Source organism: Solirubrobacter deserti (assembly GCF_027587175.1).
Lineage (GTDB): Bacteria > Actinomycetota > Thermoleophilia > Solirubrobacterales > Solirubrobacteraceae > Solirubrobacter > Solirubrobacter deserti.
Genome location: NZ_JAPCID010000086.1, coordinates 1 through 15,978 on the forward strand (window position 1 = coordinate 1; position 15,978 = coordinate 15,978).

14 protein-coding genes are annotated in these 15,978 nt (G+C 70.6%); 1 reads left to right on the top strand and 13 read right to left on the bottom strand.

What is annotated here, in order from left to right:
- From OJ962_RS33045 to OJ962_RS33075, 7 genes are all read right to left on the bottom strand, one after another.
- Positions 1 to 2,541 (bottom strand): Rne/Rng family ribonuclease (locus tag OJ962_RS33045; protein ID WP_270006901.1); only part of this gene is annotated, 2,541 nt, incomplete at its 3' end.
- A gap of 9 nt (positions 2,542 to 2,550) precedes the next feature.
- Positions 2,551 to 3,744: a rod shape-determining protein RodA gene (rodA, locus tag OJ962_RS33050; protein WP_202953854.1), complete on the bottom strand. Its 1,194-nt coding sequence runs from the start codon at positions 3,742 to 3,744 to the stop codon at positions 2,551 to 2,553.
- The gene (gene mrdA, locus OJ962_RS33055) at positions 3,741 to 5,915 is read right to left on the bottom strand and encodes a penicillin-binding protein 2 (protein WP_202953853.1); all 2,175 of its coding nucleotides are present in this window, start codon (positions 5,913 to 5,915) and stop codon (positions 3,741 to 3,743) included. Before mrdA ends, rodA begins: the two co-directional genes overlap by 4 nt.
- Positions 5,915 to 6,478, bottom strand: coding sequence for a rod shape-determining protein MreD (gene mreD, locus OJ962_RS33060; RefSeq protein WP_202953852.1), 564 nt, complete (start codon positions 6,476 to 6,478; stop codon positions 5,915 to 5,917). The genes mrdA and mreD overlap by 1 nt, the downstream gene beginning before the upstream one ends.
- Entirely contained in the window at positions 6,475 to 7,329 is an 855-nt protein-coding gene (gene mreC / locus OJ962_RS33065; protein ID WP_202953851.1) for a rod shape-determining protein MreC, read from the bottom strand. Before mreC ends, mreD begins: the two co-directional genes overlap by 4 nt.
- A gap of 42 nt (positions 7,330 to 7,371) precedes the next feature.
- Positions 7,372 to 8,424 (bottom strand): rod shape-determining protein, encoded by a 1,053-nt coding sequence (locus OJ962_RS33070; RefSeq protein ID WP_202953850.1) that lies wholly within the window; start codon positions 8,422 to 8,424, stop codon positions 7,372 to 7,374.
- Positions 8,425 to 8,519: 95 nt separating this feature from the next.
- Complete coding sequence (locus OJ962_RS33075) at positions 8,520 to 9,041, bottom strand: PadR family transcriptional regulator (RefSeq protein WP_202953849.1); 522 nt, start codon at positions 9,039 to 9,041, stop codon at positions 8,520 to 8,522.
- 59 nt (positions 9,042 to 9,100) lie between these two features.
- On the opposite strand from OJ962_RS33075, the gene OJ962_RS33080 reads away from it, so the two are divergent.
- Positions 9,101 to 9,583, top strand: coding sequence for a cupin domain-containing protein (locus OJ962_RS33080; RefSeq protein WP_202953848.1), 483 nt, complete (start codon positions 9,101 to 9,103; stop codon positions 9,581 to 9,583).
- Between the two features lie 121 nt (positions 9,584 to 9,704).
- Here the strand turns inward: OJ962_RS33080 and OJ962_RS33085 are convergent, their stop codons facing one another.
- The 6 genes from OJ962_RS33085 to OJ962_RS33110 all read right to left on the bottom strand — a co-directional run.
- Positions 9,705 to 10,259: a Maf family protein gene (locus OJ962_RS33085; RefSeq protein WP_202953847.1), complete on the bottom strand. Its 555-nt coding sequence runs from the start codon at positions 10,257 to 10,259 to the stop codon at positions 9,705 to 9,707.
- 34 nt (positions 10,260 to 10,293) lie between these two features.
- The gene (gene ndk, locus OJ962_RS33090; RefSeq protein WP_202953846.1) at positions 10,294 to 10,704 is read right to left on the bottom strand and encodes a nucleoside-diphosphate kinase; all 411 of its coding nucleotides are present in this window, start codon (positions 10,702 to 10,704) and stop codon (positions 10,294 to 10,296) included.
- Positions 10,705 to 10,718: 14 nt separating this feature from the next.
- Positions 10,719 to 11,303: a zinc ribbon domain-containing protein gene (locus OJ962_RS33095; RefSeq protein ID WP_202953845.1), complete on the bottom strand. Its 585-nt coding sequence runs from the start codon at positions 11,301 to 11,303 to the stop codon at positions 10,719 to 10,721.
- Between the two features lie 153 nt (positions 11,304 to 11,456).
- Entirely contained in the window at positions 11,457 to 12,593 is a 1,137-nt protein-coding gene (locus tag OJ962_RS33100; protein WP_270006902.1) for a bifunctional folylpolyglutamate synthase/dihydrofolate synthase, read from the bottom strand.
- A 122-nt stretch (positions 12,594 to 12,715) separates the two neighbouring features.
- Positions 12,716 to 15,313, bottom strand: coding sequence for a valine--tRNA ligase (locus OJ962_RS33105; RefSeq protein WP_202953843.1), 2,598 nt, complete (start codon positions 15,311 to 15,313; stop codon positions 12,716 to 12,718).
- 13 nt (positions 15,314 to 15,326) lie between these two features.
- Positions 15,327 to 15,978, bottom strand: a 652-nt coding sequence (locus OJ962_RS33110; protein ID WP_270006903.1) for a L,D-transpeptidase, incomplete at its 5' end; no start/stop codon positions are given.

Genomic DNA, 15,978 nt, shown 5'->3' on the forward strand with positions numbered 1-15,978 from the left:
CGATCCGACTTCGGGCTCGGCCGCGCCGGCCTTGGCCCGGCGGCGAGCGCGCGGCTTGGGCGCGTCCTCGTCGGTCGCGCCGTCCTCGGCCACCACCTCGGCCGCGGGCTCCGCGTCGCGGCGGCGGCGCGAGCGGCCGCGCGGCGCGTCGTCCTCGTCCCCGTCGGCGACGACGACGACCTCGTCGGCCGAGTTCGCGTCGGCGTCGGCGTCGCGACGGCGGCGGCGCGAACGGCCGCGCGGCGCGTCGTCGTCCTCGGTGGCCTGCGGCGCGTCGGCGGCTGCCGGATCGCCCGCCTCGGGGCCACCGGCGATCGCGGCGGTGTCGTCTACCGCGTCGGCGTCATGGCGACGGCGGCGGCGCGAGCGCCCGCGCGGAGCGTCATCCTCGTCGGCGTCGCGGCGAGCCCCGGCGTCCTCGGATTCCCCACCCGCGTCGGGGCCGCCGGCGACCGCGGCGGTGTCGGTATCGGTCTCGGCCGCTGCGGCAGCGGCACCCCGGCCGCGCCCACGGCCACGGCCGCCGCGGCGGCGGCGCTTGCGCGGCGGCGCGTCGGAGTCGTCCTCGGCGGCGGGTGCGGTGCCCGCGCGGTCCTCGGACTCGTCGGTGAGCACGGCGACCGCGGCCGCCTCCTCGTCCTCGATGCGCGGGCGCTGCTGCTGGCGCTTCGAGGCGGCGGAGCGGCGGGCGCTGGCGAGCGCCTTCTCGCGCGCGGCGGCGCGGTCCTTGGCGGCATCGGCGGCCACCTCGGCGTCGGCGCCGACGAGCACGGCCGTCGCCATCGTGCGGCCGGCCTCCTCGATCCGGACGAGCTTCTTCTCGCCCACGAACTGGACGCCGTTGACGACGTCGATCAGGTAGCCGTCGACCTTGGCCACCGCGTCGTCCTCGTTGTACATGTGCGGCTCCACGAGGGTCACATGGACCTCCTCGCCCGCGCGGAACGGGACGGCGTGCTCCTCGATCTCCGCGCGCGTGCCCTCCATGGTCACCGCGAAGTGGTCCAGCTTCAAGCCGTCGGAGCCCTCGAAGTGGAAGTACTTGCCGGTCTCGCGCTCGAGCTCGTGCAGTTCGCGCGCGCCGTCGGCGATGAAGAACGCGGTCACCTTCGGGTTGATCCGCAACAGGTACGCCTCGGGTCCGTCGTCCCCCGCTTCCTTGACCATGTGGCGCAGGTGGCGGGAGAACTCGATCGCGATCGTCTCCGCGGACTTGACCACGCCCTCGCCCGAGCACACCGCGCAGGTGTTGGTCATGATCTCGCGCACGCCGTCGGTGACGTTCTGACGCGTCATCTCGACCAGGCCCAGCGGCGAGATCTCGACCACGAACGTCTTGGTGCGGTCCTCGTCGAGCGCCTTCCTCAAGACCTTCAGCACCGCGTCGCGGTTCCGCGAGCGCGCCATGTCGATGAAGTCGATGACGATGATGCCGCCGATGTCGCGCAGCCGCAGCTGGCGCACGGCCTCCTCGGCGGCCTCGAGGTTGGTCTTGGTGATCGTGTCCTCGAGCCGGGCGCTCTTGCCCTTGCCCGTGAACGAGCCCGTGTTGACGTCGATCACCGTGAGCGCTTCGGCGTAGTCGATGATCAGATAGCCGCCGGACGGCAGGTCCACGCGGCGCTCGAGCATCCCCTCGATCACCGGGTCCACGCCGTAGGCCTCGAACAGCGGGCAGTCCGCGTCCTCGTCGTAGAGCTCGACGCGGTCCACCAACTCGGGCGCCGTGCGCGTGAAGAACGAGACGAGCCGGTGGTGCTGCCCCGGGTCGTCGACGATCGCGCGCTCGAAGTGCTCGGAGAAGATGTCGCGCACGACGCGCACGCTGAGGTCCGCCTCCTGGAAGACGAGCGCCGGCGCGGCCGTGTCCTCGACCCGCTTCTGGAGGACCTCGTTGAGCTTGAACAGGTACTGCAGCTCGCGCTCGAAATCCGCCCGCGTGGCGCCGTGCGCCGCGGTGCGGATGATCGCGCCACCGCCGTTGAGGTTCAGCTGCTTGGCCTCTTTGCGGAGCCGGTCGCGCTCCTTGTCCTCCAGCCGGCGCGAGACGCCGACGCCTTCGCCCGTGGGCGCGTAGACCATGTAGCGGCCGGCGATCGTCAGCTCCATGCTCAGCCGCGCGCCCTTGGTCTTGAGTGGGTCCTTGACGACCTGGACCACGATCTCCTGCCCCGGCTTGAGCAGGTCCGTGATCCGCGGCCCGCTGCCGCGGCCGCGCTTGGCCTGCTCGACGCCCGGCAGCACGATCTCGTCGACGTGCAGGAAGCCGTTCTTGTCGAGCCCGATGTCGACGAACGCCGCCTCGAGCCCCGCGAGGACGTTGTCCACGCGGCCCTTGTAGATGTTCCCGACGATCGAGCGCCCGCCACGGCGCTCGAAGTAGATCTCCGCTACGCGGTAGCCGGCGGGGACTTCGTTCTTCTTGCGGCGGCCGCCACGGCCGCGCGACGACTTGGTCGGCGCACCCGGCTCACCGGACGCCTCCAGCATGGCGACACGCGTCTCGCCGCGGTCCACCGTGACCAGCACTTGCTTTTTCAAAGGACAACCTCATTGGAAGATGGCCGTCCTCCCCTTGCTACTCGCGGTGTCGCGCGCCTGCGCGTTGATCGAGTGCAAGAGGCCGAGGGCCAAGAACGTGGAGAGCATGGATGACCCTCCGAAACTCAGAAGTGGGGCAGTCACGCCGGTAATGGGCATGATCCCCACATTCATCCCGATGTTCACGAAAAGCTGGTAGAGCAGCATCATCGCGATGCAGCCCGCGATCAGCGCACCGAAGAGGTTCTTCGCGATCGTCAGGATGTGGAGCGCGCGCCAGATGAGCAGCGCGTACAGCGAGAGAACGAGCGCGCAACCGGCGAAACCGTAGGTCTCGCCGATCACGGCATAGATGAAGTCCGTGTGGTGCTCGGGTAGGAAGTCCAGCTTGGTTTGCGTGGCACCGTCCACGCCCCGGCCGGTCTTCTCGCCCGAGCCGATCGCGATCCGCGCCTGCTCCTGCTGGTAGCCGGCGTCGTTCGCGTTCTCACTCGGGTGCATGAACGACGTCAGGCGCTCGACCTGGTAGGGCTTGAGCACCTCGACGCCGAGCCGCGGCGCCGCCACCAGCACGAACGCGACCGCCACCGCGAACAGGGCGGCGAGCCCCGCGAAGTGGCGCCACGGCGCACCGGCAACGAACAGGATCGCGAGCGTGCCGACGACGTACACCGTCGCCGACCCGAGGTCCGACTGCGCCAGCACGATCATCGTCGGAAGCAGCCCGAGCAGCATCACCCGCGCCGTCGTCTGGCGCCCCATCTCGCGCATGCGCTCGACGAGGAAGCCCGCCAACGCCACGGCGAGCAGCATCTTGCCGATCTCGGAGTACTGCAGATTGAAGCCCGGCAACTCGAGCCAGGCCCGGGTGCCTCTCGTCTCCGGCGCGATCGCCAGCACGAACAGGTTCCCGAAGATCAGCAGGCCGTAGATCGGGTACCGCAGCTCGCGCAGCCGGGAGTAGTCCAGCCGCGAGAGCCCGTACATCAGCACGAACCCGACGCCGATGTACACCGCCTGGCGCTTGACGTAGTACAGCGGGTCGCCGTCCCAGTCATCCGCCGTCGCACCGCGGATCGCGATCAGCGAGCACGCCACCAGCCCGAGCGTCGCCAGCAGCAGCAACGGGTCCAGACGCAGCCGCCACTCGCGCGGACCGAGCGAAGGCGGCGGGTCGGAAGCAGGCTGGATGGGTGCGCTCATCGGGTGACGCTGGTCCCCGCGTGGAACTCGCGGTCGGACACATCGAACCACTCCGACAGCATCATGCGCGCCGCGGGTGCCGCGGTGGCGGCGCCGAAGCCGCCCTTCTCCACGGTGACCACGACGACGATCGGGCGGCCCTTGTCCTTGACGAAGCAGGCGTACCACGCCTGATCGGGGTTCGGCTGGCGCTCCGCGGTGCCGGTCTTGCCGTAGACGGGGAACTCGTCCATGGGCCAGCCCTGCCACACGTCGGCCGACGTGCCGCCCTCGCCCTGGGCGGCGCTGCGCAGGCCTTCGAGGATGACCTGGCGGTCACGCGACGGGATCTTGACCTTGCGCTTGGCCTTGGGGCGGAACTCCTGCAGCGGGACGCCGTTGGCGTTCTCGACCGCCTTGCCCAGGTGCGGGCGCACGATCGTGCCGCCGTTGGCGAATGCGGCGTAGGCGACCGCCACCTGCAACGGGGTGGCCTGCAGGTCGCCCTGGCCGACGGCGAGGTTGACGTTGTCGCCGCCCGTCCACGTGCGCTCGATGCCGCCGCACTCGAACAGCGCCGCGGTGGTGCGCAGCTCCAGCCCGTTCTTCTCGACGCAGCGCTCGTACTCGGCGTAGGCCTCGTTGCGCCACTTGGAGTCCGGCACCAGGCCGGCCGCCTCGTTGGGCAGGTCGATGCCGGTCTTGCGCCCGTAGCCGAGCCGCTCGGCCCACTTCTGGATGATCGGGCCCTTGTCGTTGGCCTGGGCGCCGAGCTTGAAGAAGAAGATGTCCGAGGAGACCTTCAGCGCCTCGCCGACGTTGATCGAGCCGAAGACCGCTTCCTTGGCGTTCTGGTACTCGCGCCCGCCGTACTCCCAGTGTCCGGGGTCGTTGATCTTGCGCGAGGGCGTGATCAGCCCTTCCTCGAGCGCGGCCAGCGCGGTCACGGGCTTGAACGTGGACGCCGACGGATACGCCGACTCGGTCGCGCGGTTGAGCAGCGGCGCGTCGGTCTCGTTCGACGTCAGGTACTCGTAGCGCTGCTGGGTGAACGGCTTGGCGAACCAGTTCGCGTCGAACGAGGGCGCCGAGCCCATCGCCAGCACCTCGCCGTTGCGCGGATCCATGGCCACGAACGCACCGGCGCGCGTCTCATACTCGGAGTTCTGGATCGCCTGGGCGAGCGCCTGCTCCCCCGTGCGCTGCAGGTCCATGTCGATCGTCAGCCGCAGCCGCTGCCCCTGCTTGGGCTCCACGACCGACACCTTGCGCTCGTCGTCGCGCGAGCCGTGCGCGTCTACCACCAGGCGCGTGTAGCCGTCCCTCCCGCGCAGGTACTCGTCGTAGCTGTACTCGAGGCCGGTCTGGCCGATCCGCGTTCCCTGGGCGACGTCCTTGTAGCGCCTCAGCTTCATCTGCTCGGTCCCGATCTCCGAGACCGTGCCGAACAGCTGAGCGGCGAGCTTGCCCTCGGGGTACTCGCGGATGTAGCGCTTGGTGACGACGACGCCCTTGAAGTACTCGGGCCGTTCGCGCATGTAGTTGAACTGGGCGAGCGGGACGTCCGTACGCACCGTGACGTTCGAGTACGGCGTGTCCGCGATCGAGCGGATCACGCGCTCGTGGATCGTCTTCGGGCGGATGTCGATCGTCTCGCTGATGCGCCGGTAGAGCGTGGTGAGCCCTGGCTCGTCCGTGGGGATCGGCGGGATCGGAACCTTGCGGGCGGTCGAGCCGAGCTTGCGCAGCCGCCTGCGCTCGCGCTCCTCCGCCTTGGTCGACTTGCGCCCGTCGTCCTTGAGCTGGCGCGACAGCGCCTCGTACTGGCGCTCGTAGGCGAGCCGCTGGCTCTCGGCCTCGCCCAGCGCCTTGCGGTAGTTGTCGGCGTCCTCGAGCACCCGCTCGGGCAACGACGAGGGGACCAGCTGGACGACCGCGGCCTTCTTGGTGCGCACGAGCTGGTTGGCGTGGCGGTCCACGATGTCGCCGCGCGGCGCCTCGATGCGCTCCGTGCGGCGGCCGTTCTGGGACGCCGCCACGCGGGCGGTGTCCCCGGTCAGCACCTGCAGGTACCAGAGCCGGAAGAACACGATCCCGAACAGCACGAAGGCGATGCCGCCGAGCACGGCGACACGCCACGCGAGCTGCGGCGTGATCGGACGCAGGCGATCTTCGACGCGGTTGGAGGGCATCAGGCGCGGCTCAGCGGGCTCAGCCGCGTCGTGTAGGCCCGGCGCCGGCGGCGGCGCGGGTCGTCGGGCAGGAACGTTGCCAGCAGGCGGTGCACGAGCGCGTAGACGGGCAGCGCGATCAGGGTGTTGAGCAAGACGATCATCAGCGTGTCGCGAAGGAGCAGGAGCGAGACCGGCGCCTTCACCCCGAGCAGGAACTGCAGCAGGGCGAAGCCGACGGCGGCGATCGCGGTCGCCGCGGCCCCCACGACCACCGGGGCGAGGCCGTGCGCGGGGTCGCGCAGCTCGCGGATGCGACCGGCAAGGTAGCCAACGGCGGTAAAGACGAGCGAATTCACGCCGAGGGTGTGCTCGGGTGTCAGATCCACGAACATCCCGAGCGCGAAGCCGAACACGGCGCCGGTCGTCGAGCCCGCGATGTAGCCCACGAACGCGACGACCAGCGGCGTCAGGTCCGCGGGCACACCGAAGATGGTGATCTGGGAGACGACCGTCAGCTGCAGCAGCCAGGCGAGCAGGCCGAGCAGCGCGAGGCGGAAGACGCTGGCGCCCGAGACCGTCACGCGGCGTTGGGGTTCGTGAGGACCTGCACCATGTCCAGTTGCAGGAAGTCGGCCGCGGGCTGGACGTGGATCCGCTTGTCGAGGTCGCCCTCGCCGAGATCGACGCGGCGCACCGTGCCGACCAGGATCGCGGGCGGGTAGCGCGAGCGCAGGCGGTCGTCGGTGGTGCCCGCGGTGTAGATCAGGTCGCCCTCACGCACGTTGGCGGTGGCGTCGACGGGCTCGTAGAGCAGGTCGCCGGGCGCGCCGATCGCGGGCGTGATCGAGCCCGCGTGCCGCTGGTCCCCGGCGAACACGCTGGTGGCGAAGCTCTGATCGGTGATCAGCGTCACGACTGCGTGGCTGCCCGTCGCGTCCGCCACCTTGCCCACGAGGCCGGCGCCGTTGATCACGGGGTCGCCGCGGTGGATGCCGTCGTCGAGGCCCTTGTTGATCTGCACCTGCTGGTACCAGGTGCTGGGCGAGCGGACATAGACGCGCGCGTCGACCGGGCCGTACTTGCTCATCCCCTCCGCGTCCGCCGTGTTGAGCTGCGCCCGCTGGCGGGCCTCCGCGAGATCCTGCTGGGCCTTTACGAGCTGCGCGCGGTACGCGTCGCGCTGCTCGACGGCCTTGTCGCGCTGGTCCTTGGCGTCGATCGTGTCGCCGAACCACCCGAACAGGTCGCGCACGGGCTTGAAGACGCGGCTCGCGCCGTCCTGGATCGGACCCAGGACGCTCAGCGCGGTGCGCTGGACTCCGTGCAGGCGGCCGTCGGACGACTCGCCGTAATAGGCGGTGAGGAGGATCAGCGAGGCCGCTACGAGGACGACCAGCACTGCACGGCGGCGTCTGACCGCTTTGTCGTGCATACAGAGAAAGTGAAGGGGTGGGACGAAAGGGTCAAGGCCAACCTAGCGGCGCTGACGGCGGTTGCGGTTGTTCGAGCGATTCGACTTGTGAATCGCCTCGAACTCCTCGAGGCTGCGGCCGCTGCCGACCGCCACGCACGTCAGCGGCGACTCGGCGCGATGGGCGGGCATTTGGGTCTCCTCGCGGAGCCGCTCATCCAGGCCCTGGAGGAGGCTGCCGCCGCCCGCGAGCATGATGCCGCGGTCCATGATGTCGGAGGCCAGCTCGGGCGGCGTGCGGTCCAGCGTCTCCTTGATGGAGTCGATGATCTGGACCAGCGGCTCCTCGAGCGCCGCGCGAACTTCTTCGGAGGTCAGCACGACGGTCTTCGGAAGACCGGAGACGAGGTCGCGGCCGCGGATCTCGGCCTGGACCTCCTCCTCGAGCGGGTACGCCGACCCGATCTCGAGCTTGACCTCCTCGGCCGTCTGCTGGCCGATCAGGAGCTTGTACTCCTTCTTGACGTAGTTGATGATCGAGTCGTCGAGCTCGTCGCCGCCGACGCGGATGGACTGGGAGACGACGATGCCGCCGAGGCTGATGACCGCCACCTCGGACGTGCCGCCGCCGATGTCGACGACCATGTTGCCCGTGGGCTCGCCCACCGGCAGGCCGGCGCCGATGGCCGCGGCCATCGGCTCCTCGATCAGGTACGCCTGGCGCGCGCCGGCGGACAGGCAGGCCTCCTCCACGGCGCGCTTCTCGACGCCCGTCACCCCGGAGGGCACGCAGACGACGACGCGCGGGTGCGCCCAGCGGTTCTGGTGCACCTTCTGGATGAAGTGGCGCAGCATCTCCTCCGTCACGTCGAAGTCGGCGATGACGCCGTCCTTCAGGGGACGGATTGCGGAGATGGTGCCCGGGGTACGCCCGAGCATGCGCTTGGCCTCGATGCCGACGGCGTGGACCTCACCCGTGCGGCTGTCGATTGCCACCACTGAGGGCTCGCTGAGCACGATGCCGCGACCGCGCACGTAGACGAGCGTGTTGGCCGTGCCGAGGTCGACCGCCATGTCGCGGCCGCCGAAGCCGGTGAGGTACGAGAAGAAGCCCATGCGCGAACGGACCGGACCTCCTTGTAATTAGGAGCCCGAGCCGATGCGGGAGTCTACCGAAGGGCCGATGGACCGAAATGGCTGCAAAGGGACCTTCATAACTGGTCCCGGACCTCTGTGAGCCATGCACGGTGGGCGTCCAGGATGCGCTGGGCCAGGCGGCGGTTCGCGGCCAGCGCCCGGCTGCGGTGCGGCAGCGCCGCCTCGCGCTCCGCGGCGGCGGCGAGCGCCTGCGTGAGCTCGTCGAGCTCACGCTCGAGGTGCATGAGGCTTTCGAGCAAGACCCCCCGATTGGCGTACTCGGCGCCCAGCAGGCGGACGATCGCCTCGTTCTGGATGCGGGCGAAGCGCGTCGGCGTCGCCAGCCACTCGGCCAGCGCCTCGCGCCCCTTGTCCGTGAGCGTGTAGTGCGTCTTGGCGTGCGTGCGGCCCGGCTGCTTGGTCGCTTCGAGGTAGCCGGCGCCGGCGAGCTTCTTCGGCTCGGCGTAGTACTGAGACTCGGGCGCCGTCCAGTACACGCGGCCGTCGCGCATCATCCGCACCAAGTCGTGCGGGCCGGCCCCGCCCTCACCCACGAGGACGAGGATGACGTAGCTGAAGGGCGTGAGGTTTGACATAGCTCCGTTTCAGAGGTATAAAGCTCCGTATCGGAGTTATCGTACTCAGGAGCCACCGCATGGAACGCATCTGGTTCATCGCCAACCTCGCCGAAGTCCTCGACGACCGGCCCGACTTCTCGCTCGTGCGCATGCAGTGCCCGCCCGGCGACCAGCCGCCGCTGCACGTCCACGCCGACGAAGACGAGGGCTTCTACGTGCTCTCGGGCTCGCTGACGCTGTGGGCGGGCGCGGCCGAGCCGGTCACGCTCGCGCCGGGCGAGTACGCGCTCGCGCCGCGCGGCATCCCGCACACCTACCGCGCCGGCGAAGAGGGCGCGGTCGTGCTCGTCACCTTCGCCCCGGGCTCGTTCGTCGCGTTCCTGCGCGAGGCGGGAGCACCGGCGGCACGCGCAGAGCTGCCCGTGCTCGACGGCCCGCCCGACGCCGAGCGCCTCGGCCGGATCGCCGCCGCGCACGGCATCACGCTGCTCGGCCCGCCCGGCATGCTTCCGGGCGAAGACTCGCCCAGCGGGCTCGCTTCGCTTGGAGGCGTCGCCTAGGGGCTCCGCCTCCCGCGCCGCTTCCTAAAGAGGGACTGTCCCGCTTTAGGTTGCACGCCCGCCCGCAAGGCGCGGATTTGGCTCTGCGCCGTGGCGAAACTTAAAGGGGGACTGTCCCTCTTTAAGTTGGGAGCAGCTCGGGAAGCACGTCGAGGAGCCGCGCGAGCGGTAGGCCGACGACGTTGAGGTAGTCGCCCTCGATGCCGGCGATGAGCGCGGCGCCCGCGCCCTGGATGGCGTAGCCGCCCGCGCGGCCCTGCCACTCGCCGGTGCCGACGTACCAGTCGATGAAGGACGCGTCGACGGAGCGGAAGTGGACCTGGGTGGTCTGCACCGAGGTGTGGATCAGCTCGCCGTCACGGACGACGGCGATGCCGCCGACGACCTCGTGGGTGCGACCCGCCAGGCGCGCGATGAACTCGCGCGCCTGGGCGGCGTCCGCCGGCTTGCCGAGGACCTCGCCGTCCAGGCCGACGTCCGTGTCCGCGCCGAGCACGAGCCCGTGCGGGACCTCCGCCGCGACCGCCAGCGCCTTGCGGCGCGCGTTCTCCTCGGCCACCGTGGCCGGGTCGCCGTGCGTCTCCTCCTCGACGTCCGAGACGCGGACGGTGAACGGGATGCCGACTTGGTTCAGGATCGCCCGCCGTTGCGGGGACCCCGACCCCAGGACGATCATGCCGGCACTTGCAGGTCGGCAGCCTGGCGAGTGGTTACAGCTCGGGGAAGAACAGGCCGGCCTCGCGGATGCCGGACTCGGGCGAGTCCGAGCCGTGGACCATGTTCTGGCCGACGGAGATGGCGAAGTCGCCGCGGATCGAGCCGGTGGCGGCCTCGAGCGGGTTGGTGGCGCCGATCACCTGGCGGGCGGCCTTGATCGCGTCCTCGCCCTCGAGCACGAGCGCGACGATCGGGCCGGAGGTGATGAAGCTCACGAGCTCGCCGAAGAACGGGCGCTCCGTGTGCTCGGCGTAGTGCTGCTTCGCGAGGTCCTCGCTCACCGTCATGTGCTTGGCGGCGATGATCTTCAGGCCCTTGCGCTCGAAGCGGGCGATGATCTCCCCGGTCAGGCCGCGCGCGAACGCGTCCGGCTTGACCAGGATCAGGGTCTTTTCAATAGCCATAGGCCGTCAGTGTGTCAGCGACGTCTGCGGCGCGATGTCTCGCCCGTGCCGGCCTCGGCCGGCTCCGGCTCGAGCGTGTCCGCGGCGACGGTCGCCTGATCGGTCGTCTGACGCCGGCGACGGCGCGTGGAGGACGACGGCGACGGCGCGCTCGTCTCGGCCTCGCAGAACGGGCAGATGCGCCACGCCGGGTCGATCGGCTTCGAGCACGAGTAGCAGCGCTCCTTGAGCTTGCGCATGCAGCTCGGGCACCGCAGGTAGTCGTTCTGCACCTCGTAGTCGCAGTGCGGGCACAGGTGGTAGTCGAGGTTCGCGAGGCGCGCCTCGGCCGCGGTCATCTCGAGCTCGCGCAGGCGCACGTCGTCGAGGAATTCGGGCGGGCGCACGATCAGGTAGACGATCGTGCCCACGAACGGGAAGAAGCTCGCCAGCGTCGCGCACGCTACGAGCAGCGGATCGTCGATCCGGCGGCGCGCGTCCGCGAAGGTCCAGAAGATGAGGGCGAGATAGAGGACCGCAGCGACGAGCAGCGCGACGTTGAGCACCGTCTGCGCCCACTCCGGCAGGTTCTCGATCCCAAAGATGGCGAACGTGTTCATGTTGTGACCTGGAATCGTAGTGGGAGAGGCGGCGACGCTCTCACAGGAAGGCGCGCCCCAGCGCGTAGCCGATGCCGAAGAAGATCAGGATGACGACCGCCACCACGACCGCCACGAGGGCGATCATCGCGATGACACTGGGTCCTCCTTCGTTCACAGCGCACTCGCCCGGCGCGCTCCCGGAGCGCTCAGCAGGTCGGCAACGAGGTAGATGGAGCCCGTGGCGAGCACGGTTCCTTGTTCGCCGGCAAGCTCCCGCGCCCTTCTGACGGCACGCCGCGGGTCCGGCTCGATCTCGGTCGGGATCGCCGCGCCGACCTTCTGTGCGAGGTCGGCGAGCGTCGCGGGCGACAGCGCGCGCGGGTTCGGCGCGCGCGTGAAAACGGCGGCGGAGAGCCGCGGGAGCAGCGCGCGAAGCATCGCGGCGGCGTCCTTGTCGTCGAGCACCGAAAGCACTGCGACGGTCCCCTGGGGCACGGATTCGGCCAGCGCGGCGATGCCCGGCGCGTTGTGGGCGCCGTCGTAGATCGTGGTCGGGTCGCGGTCGACCACCTGCAGCCGGCCGGGCACCGCGAGCGAGATCGGCGCGGCCTTCAGCGGCGCGCCGAGGATCGCCTTGGCGGCCGCGACGGCCGCGCCGAGATTCATGCGCTGATAGCCCGGAGCGTCAAGGCCGATTGACGCCGGCCGGACGATCCGCGCGCCCGTGCCCTCCGCCAAGGCCACCACGTCCGGATGCTCGTCGCCGAGCACGAGGGTCGCGCCGGGCTTGACGACGGCGAGCTTCTCCCCCGCGATGTCCTTGATCGTCGGACCGAGCCAGCGCGTGTGCTCGAGGCCGACGTTGGTGAGCACGACGACCTCCGCGCCCAGCACGTTGGTGGCGTCGTAGCGCCCGCCGAGGCCGGCCTCGATCACGGCGACCTCGACCCCGCGGCGCGCGAGCTCGTCGAAGGCGGCCGCGGTCAGCAACTCGAACTGGGTTACGCGCTCGCCGTCCGGAGAGGTCCGGTCGACCTTCGCGGCGGCGGCTGCGGTGCGCTGGATCGCGGCGGCGAACTCCGCGGGCGTCAGGTCGCTGTCGGCGACGCGGATGCGCTCGGCGAACGTCGTCAGGTGGGGCGAGAGGTATGCGCCCGTCTTGACGCCGTGCGCCTCCAACAGCGCGGCGGTGAAGCGCACGGTGCTCGACTTGCCGTTGGTGCCGACGACGTGCACCGCGCGGAAGCGCTCCTGCGGCGAGCCGAGCACGGTGAGCAGCCGGCGCATGCGCTCCAGGCCGAAGCGCATGCCGAACAGCTCCAGCGACAGCAGGTGCTCTTCCGCACGGGCCAGATCCCATGACTCGCCACGCGAGATCGGGGTCCCCGGGCGGCGCGGCCCGTCTCTTCGCGGCCTCCCTCCGGGGTCCGTCACGAGAGCTCTTCCAACTCCTGCTTGAGCTTGGCGAGCTTGTCGCGCTCGGCCTGGACCACTTTCTCCGGCGCCTTCGCGACGAACTTCTCGTTGGCGAGCTTGGCCTCGACGCGAGCGATCTGCTGGCGGCACTGCTCGGCGCGCTCGGCGGCGCGCTGCTTCTCCGCCTCCATGTCGACGGCGTCCGACGGGAGCACCAGCACCGCACCGCCGGGGACGCTGACGGAGGCGACCGGCTCGTCGCCGTTGACCGAGAACTCGAAGCGGGCCAGGCGGGCGACGTGTTCGGCCACGCGGTCGTAGCCGGCCGCGTCGAGCCTCGCCGGCACGCGGGCGCCGGCCGCCGCGCGGACGCCCTCACGCCACGCGCGCAGCGCCTGCGTCGCGTCGATCGCGCGCTGGACCTCCGCCTCGACCTCGAGGTCGCGCAGAGCCTCGTCCGGCTCCGGCCAGCGATGCCCCATCAGCAGGTCTTCCGGACCCGGCATGTACGACCAGATCTCCTCGGTGACGAACGGGATCACCGGGTGCGCCAGCGCGAGCGTCTCGGCGAGCACGTGCAGCGCGAACTCTCCGACCGCGACGTTGTCCTCATCGTAAAGCCGTGGCTTTACAAGCTCCAGGTACCAGTCGCACAGCTCGCCGTAGACGAAGCCGTACAGCGCGCGGGTGGCCCGGTGGAACTCGAACGTCTCGATCGACTCGGCCACCTCGGCCTTGGCCACCTGGAGGCGGGAGAGGATCCAGGCGTCCTCCACGGCGGTGGGTGCGGGCGCGGACTCTGGCACCTTCACCGTGTCCGGGATGCGCAGCAGCACCAGCCGCGAGGCGTTGTAGAGCTTGTTGGCCAGCTGCCGCCCCTCGGCGATCGTGCCCTCGTTGAAGCGCACGTCCTGCGTGGAGGACATGGCGAGCAGGCCGTAGCGCACGGCGTCGGCGCCGTAGGGCGGGAACTCGCCGCCCTCGGAGAACACGGGCGGGCGCTCGCCGCCGTCGATCAGCGCGAGCGGATCGATGCCGGTGCCCAGCGACTTGGACATGCGGCGCCCGTCCGGCGCCTGCACCACCGAGTGCACGTAGACGTCGTCGAACGGGATGTCGCCTGCGAATTCGAGGCCCATGAACACCATGCGGGCGACCCACAGGAACAGGATGTCGCGCGCCGTCAGCAGGACGTCGGTGGGATAGAACGCCTTCAGCTCGTCGGTCTGGTCGGGCCAGCCGAGCGTCGCGAACGGCCACAGCGCGCTCGAGAACCACGTGTCCAGCACGTCGGGATCGCGCTCCCAGCCCGGGCCGTCCGGCGCGTCCATGCCGACGTAGGTCTCGTCCCCGCGGTACCAGACCGGGATCTGGTGGCCCCACCACAGCTGGCGCGAGATGCACCACGGGCGGATGTTCTCCAGCCAGTTCAGATAGCGCCGGCGCTGGCCCTCGGGGTGGATCCGGATCCGCCCCTCCTCGACCGCGGCGTGCGCGGGCGCGGCCAACTCGTCCATCTTCATGAACCACTGCAGCGAGATCAGCGGCTCGATCCGCTCGCCCGAACGCTGGGAGAACGGGACCTCGTGCGTGTACGGCTCGGTGCGGTTGATCCGGCCCTCTTCGCGCAGCGCGGCGACGACCGCCTCGCGCGCCTCCAGCGCCGTCATCCCCGCGAAGCGCCCGGCGGCCTCGGTCATGCGGCCGTCCTCGCCGATCACCGTCAGCTCCTCGAGCCCGTGCGCGCGGCCGATCTCGAAGTCGTTCGGGTCGTGGCCCGGCGTGATCTTCAGCGCGCCCGTGCCGAACTCGGGCTTGACGTACTCGTCGGCGATGATGCGCAGCTTGCGGCCGACGATCGGCAGGATCACCGTCTCCCCCACCAGGCGCTGGTAGCGGTCGTCTTCGGGGTGCACGGCGATCGCGGTGTCGCCGAGCATCGTCTCCGGCCGCACGGTGGCGACGGTGATCGACCCGTGGCCGGACGCGAGCGGGTAGTCGACGTAGTACAGCGTGTCCGTCGTCTCGCGATCCTCGACCTCGAGGTCCGAGATGGCCGACCGCGAGCCCGGGTCCCAGTTGACCATGTAGTTGTCGCGGTAGATCAGGCCCTTCTCGTACAGCTCGACGAAGACCTTGAGCACCGCGCGGACGTAGTTCTCGTCCAGCGTGAAGCGCTCTTGCTCGTAGTCGCACGAGGCGCCCAGGCGCTTGTACTGCTCGACGATCGTGCCGCCGTACTGCTGGCGCCAGCGCCACACGCGCTCGGTGAACGCCTCGCGCCCGATCTCCTCGCGCGAGGTGCCCTCGGACTTGAGCAGCTTCTCGACCTGCGTCTGCGTCGCGATGCCGGCGTGGTCGGTGCCGAGAATCCACTTCGTCCGCTTGCCGCGCATGCGGTTGTAGCGGATCAGCGTGTCCTGGATCGATCCATTGAGCGCGTGCCCCATGTGCAGCGCACCGGTGACGTTCGGCGGTGGGATCGCGATCGAGTAGTTCTCCTTGGCGGTTCCCTCCGGCTCCGGGTGGAAACGGCCGGAATCCAGCCAGCGGGCGAAGATGCGCTCCTCGCTCTCACCCGGGTCATATCGCGTGCGATCCTCGAGGCCCATTCGGCCGTGGAGTCTAGGAGGCCACGTCCACCGGCACCCCTGGGACCAGGCGGGAGGCGAGGAAGCGCACGTCCGCGTTGTCGGCGCGGACGCACCCGTGAGAGCGCGCCGAGCCGAGCGGGTCGTTGAGGCTCGCGCCGCCGCGGCCGTGGATCGCGACCCGCCCGCGGCCGCCGCCGTAGTCGTCGAGCGCGGTCGAGTGCGCGGTGAGATGCAGCGCGAACGGGCCGAGGAAGCCGTCGCGGTCCGGCTGGCGCGCGACTTCGGCGATCGCGAAGCGCCCGGTCGGCGTGGGCGTGGCCGGTGCGCCGACGACGACCCTCAAGCGCCGCACCGTGCGGCCGGCGCGCAGCACTCGAAGCGTGCGCGCGGACCGGTCGACCTCCACCCGCCAGCGGGTGCGTGAAAGCCGCACGCGGTCGGCGTTGATCCAGGCGGACGCGCCGTTCGGCCGCGTCGGCAGCAGGACGCGCAGCCAGCCGTCGCGGGCCTCGAGGACGAGCAGGCCGACGGGCCCGCCGGTCGCGCGGGCGAGCGGCGAGAGTGTGCGCGCAGACCCGTGCGCGCGCGGCGCGGGCCACGCCGGGGTGGGCGCGACGAGCCGCGCGATCCACGCCGCCGCCCGCGTGGGCGGCGCCGGGGACGGGCGGCGGAGGGCGGCCGGC

Bases quoted from the DNA above. Each gene is read 5' to 3' on its own strand.
- OJ962_RS33075 (WP_202953849.1), bottom strand. From the start codon at position 9,041: ATGTCAAACCTCACGCCCTTCAGCTACGTCATCCTCGTCCTCGTGGGT.
- OJ962_RS33080 (WP_202953848.1), top strand. From the start codon at position 9,101: ATGGAACGCATCTGGTTCATCGCCAACCTCGCCGAAGTCCTCGACGAC.
- mreC (WP_202953851.1), bottom strand. From the start codon at position 7,329: ATGCACGACAAAGCGGTCAGACGCCGCCGTGCAGTGCTGGTCGTCCTC.
- OJ962_RS33105 (WP_202953843.1), bottom strand. From the start codon at position 15,313: ATGGGCCTCGAGGATCGCACGCGATATGACCCGGGTGAGAGCGAGGAG.
- ndk (WP_202953846.1), bottom strand. From the start codon at position 10,704: ATGGCTATTGAAAAGACCCTGATCCTGGTCAAGCCGGACGCGTTCGCG.
- OJ962_RS33070 (WP_202953850.1), bottom strand. From the start codon at position 8,424: ATGGGCTTCTTCTCGTACCTCACCGGCTTCGGCGGCCGCGACATGGCG.
- rodA (WP_202953854.1), bottom strand. From the start codon at position 3,744: ATGAGCGCACCCATCCAGCCTGCTTCCGACCCGCCGCCTTCGCTCGGT.
- OJ962_RS33085 (WP_202953847.1), bottom strand. From the start codon at position 10,259: ATGATCGTCCTGGGGTCGGGGTCCCCGCAACGGCGGGCGATCCTGAAC.
- OJ962_RS33100 (WP_270006902.1), bottom strand. From the start codon at position 12,593: ATGCGCTTCGGCCTGGAGCGCATGCGCCGGCTGCTCACCGTGCTCGGC.
- mrdA (WP_202953853.1), bottom strand. From the start codon at position 5,915: ATGCCCTCCAACCGCGTCGAAGATCGCCTGCGTCCGATCACGCCGCAG.
- OJ962_RS33095 (WP_202953845.1), bottom strand. From the start codon at position 11,303: ATGAACACGTTCGCCATCTTTGGGATCGAGAACCTGCCGGAGTGGGCG.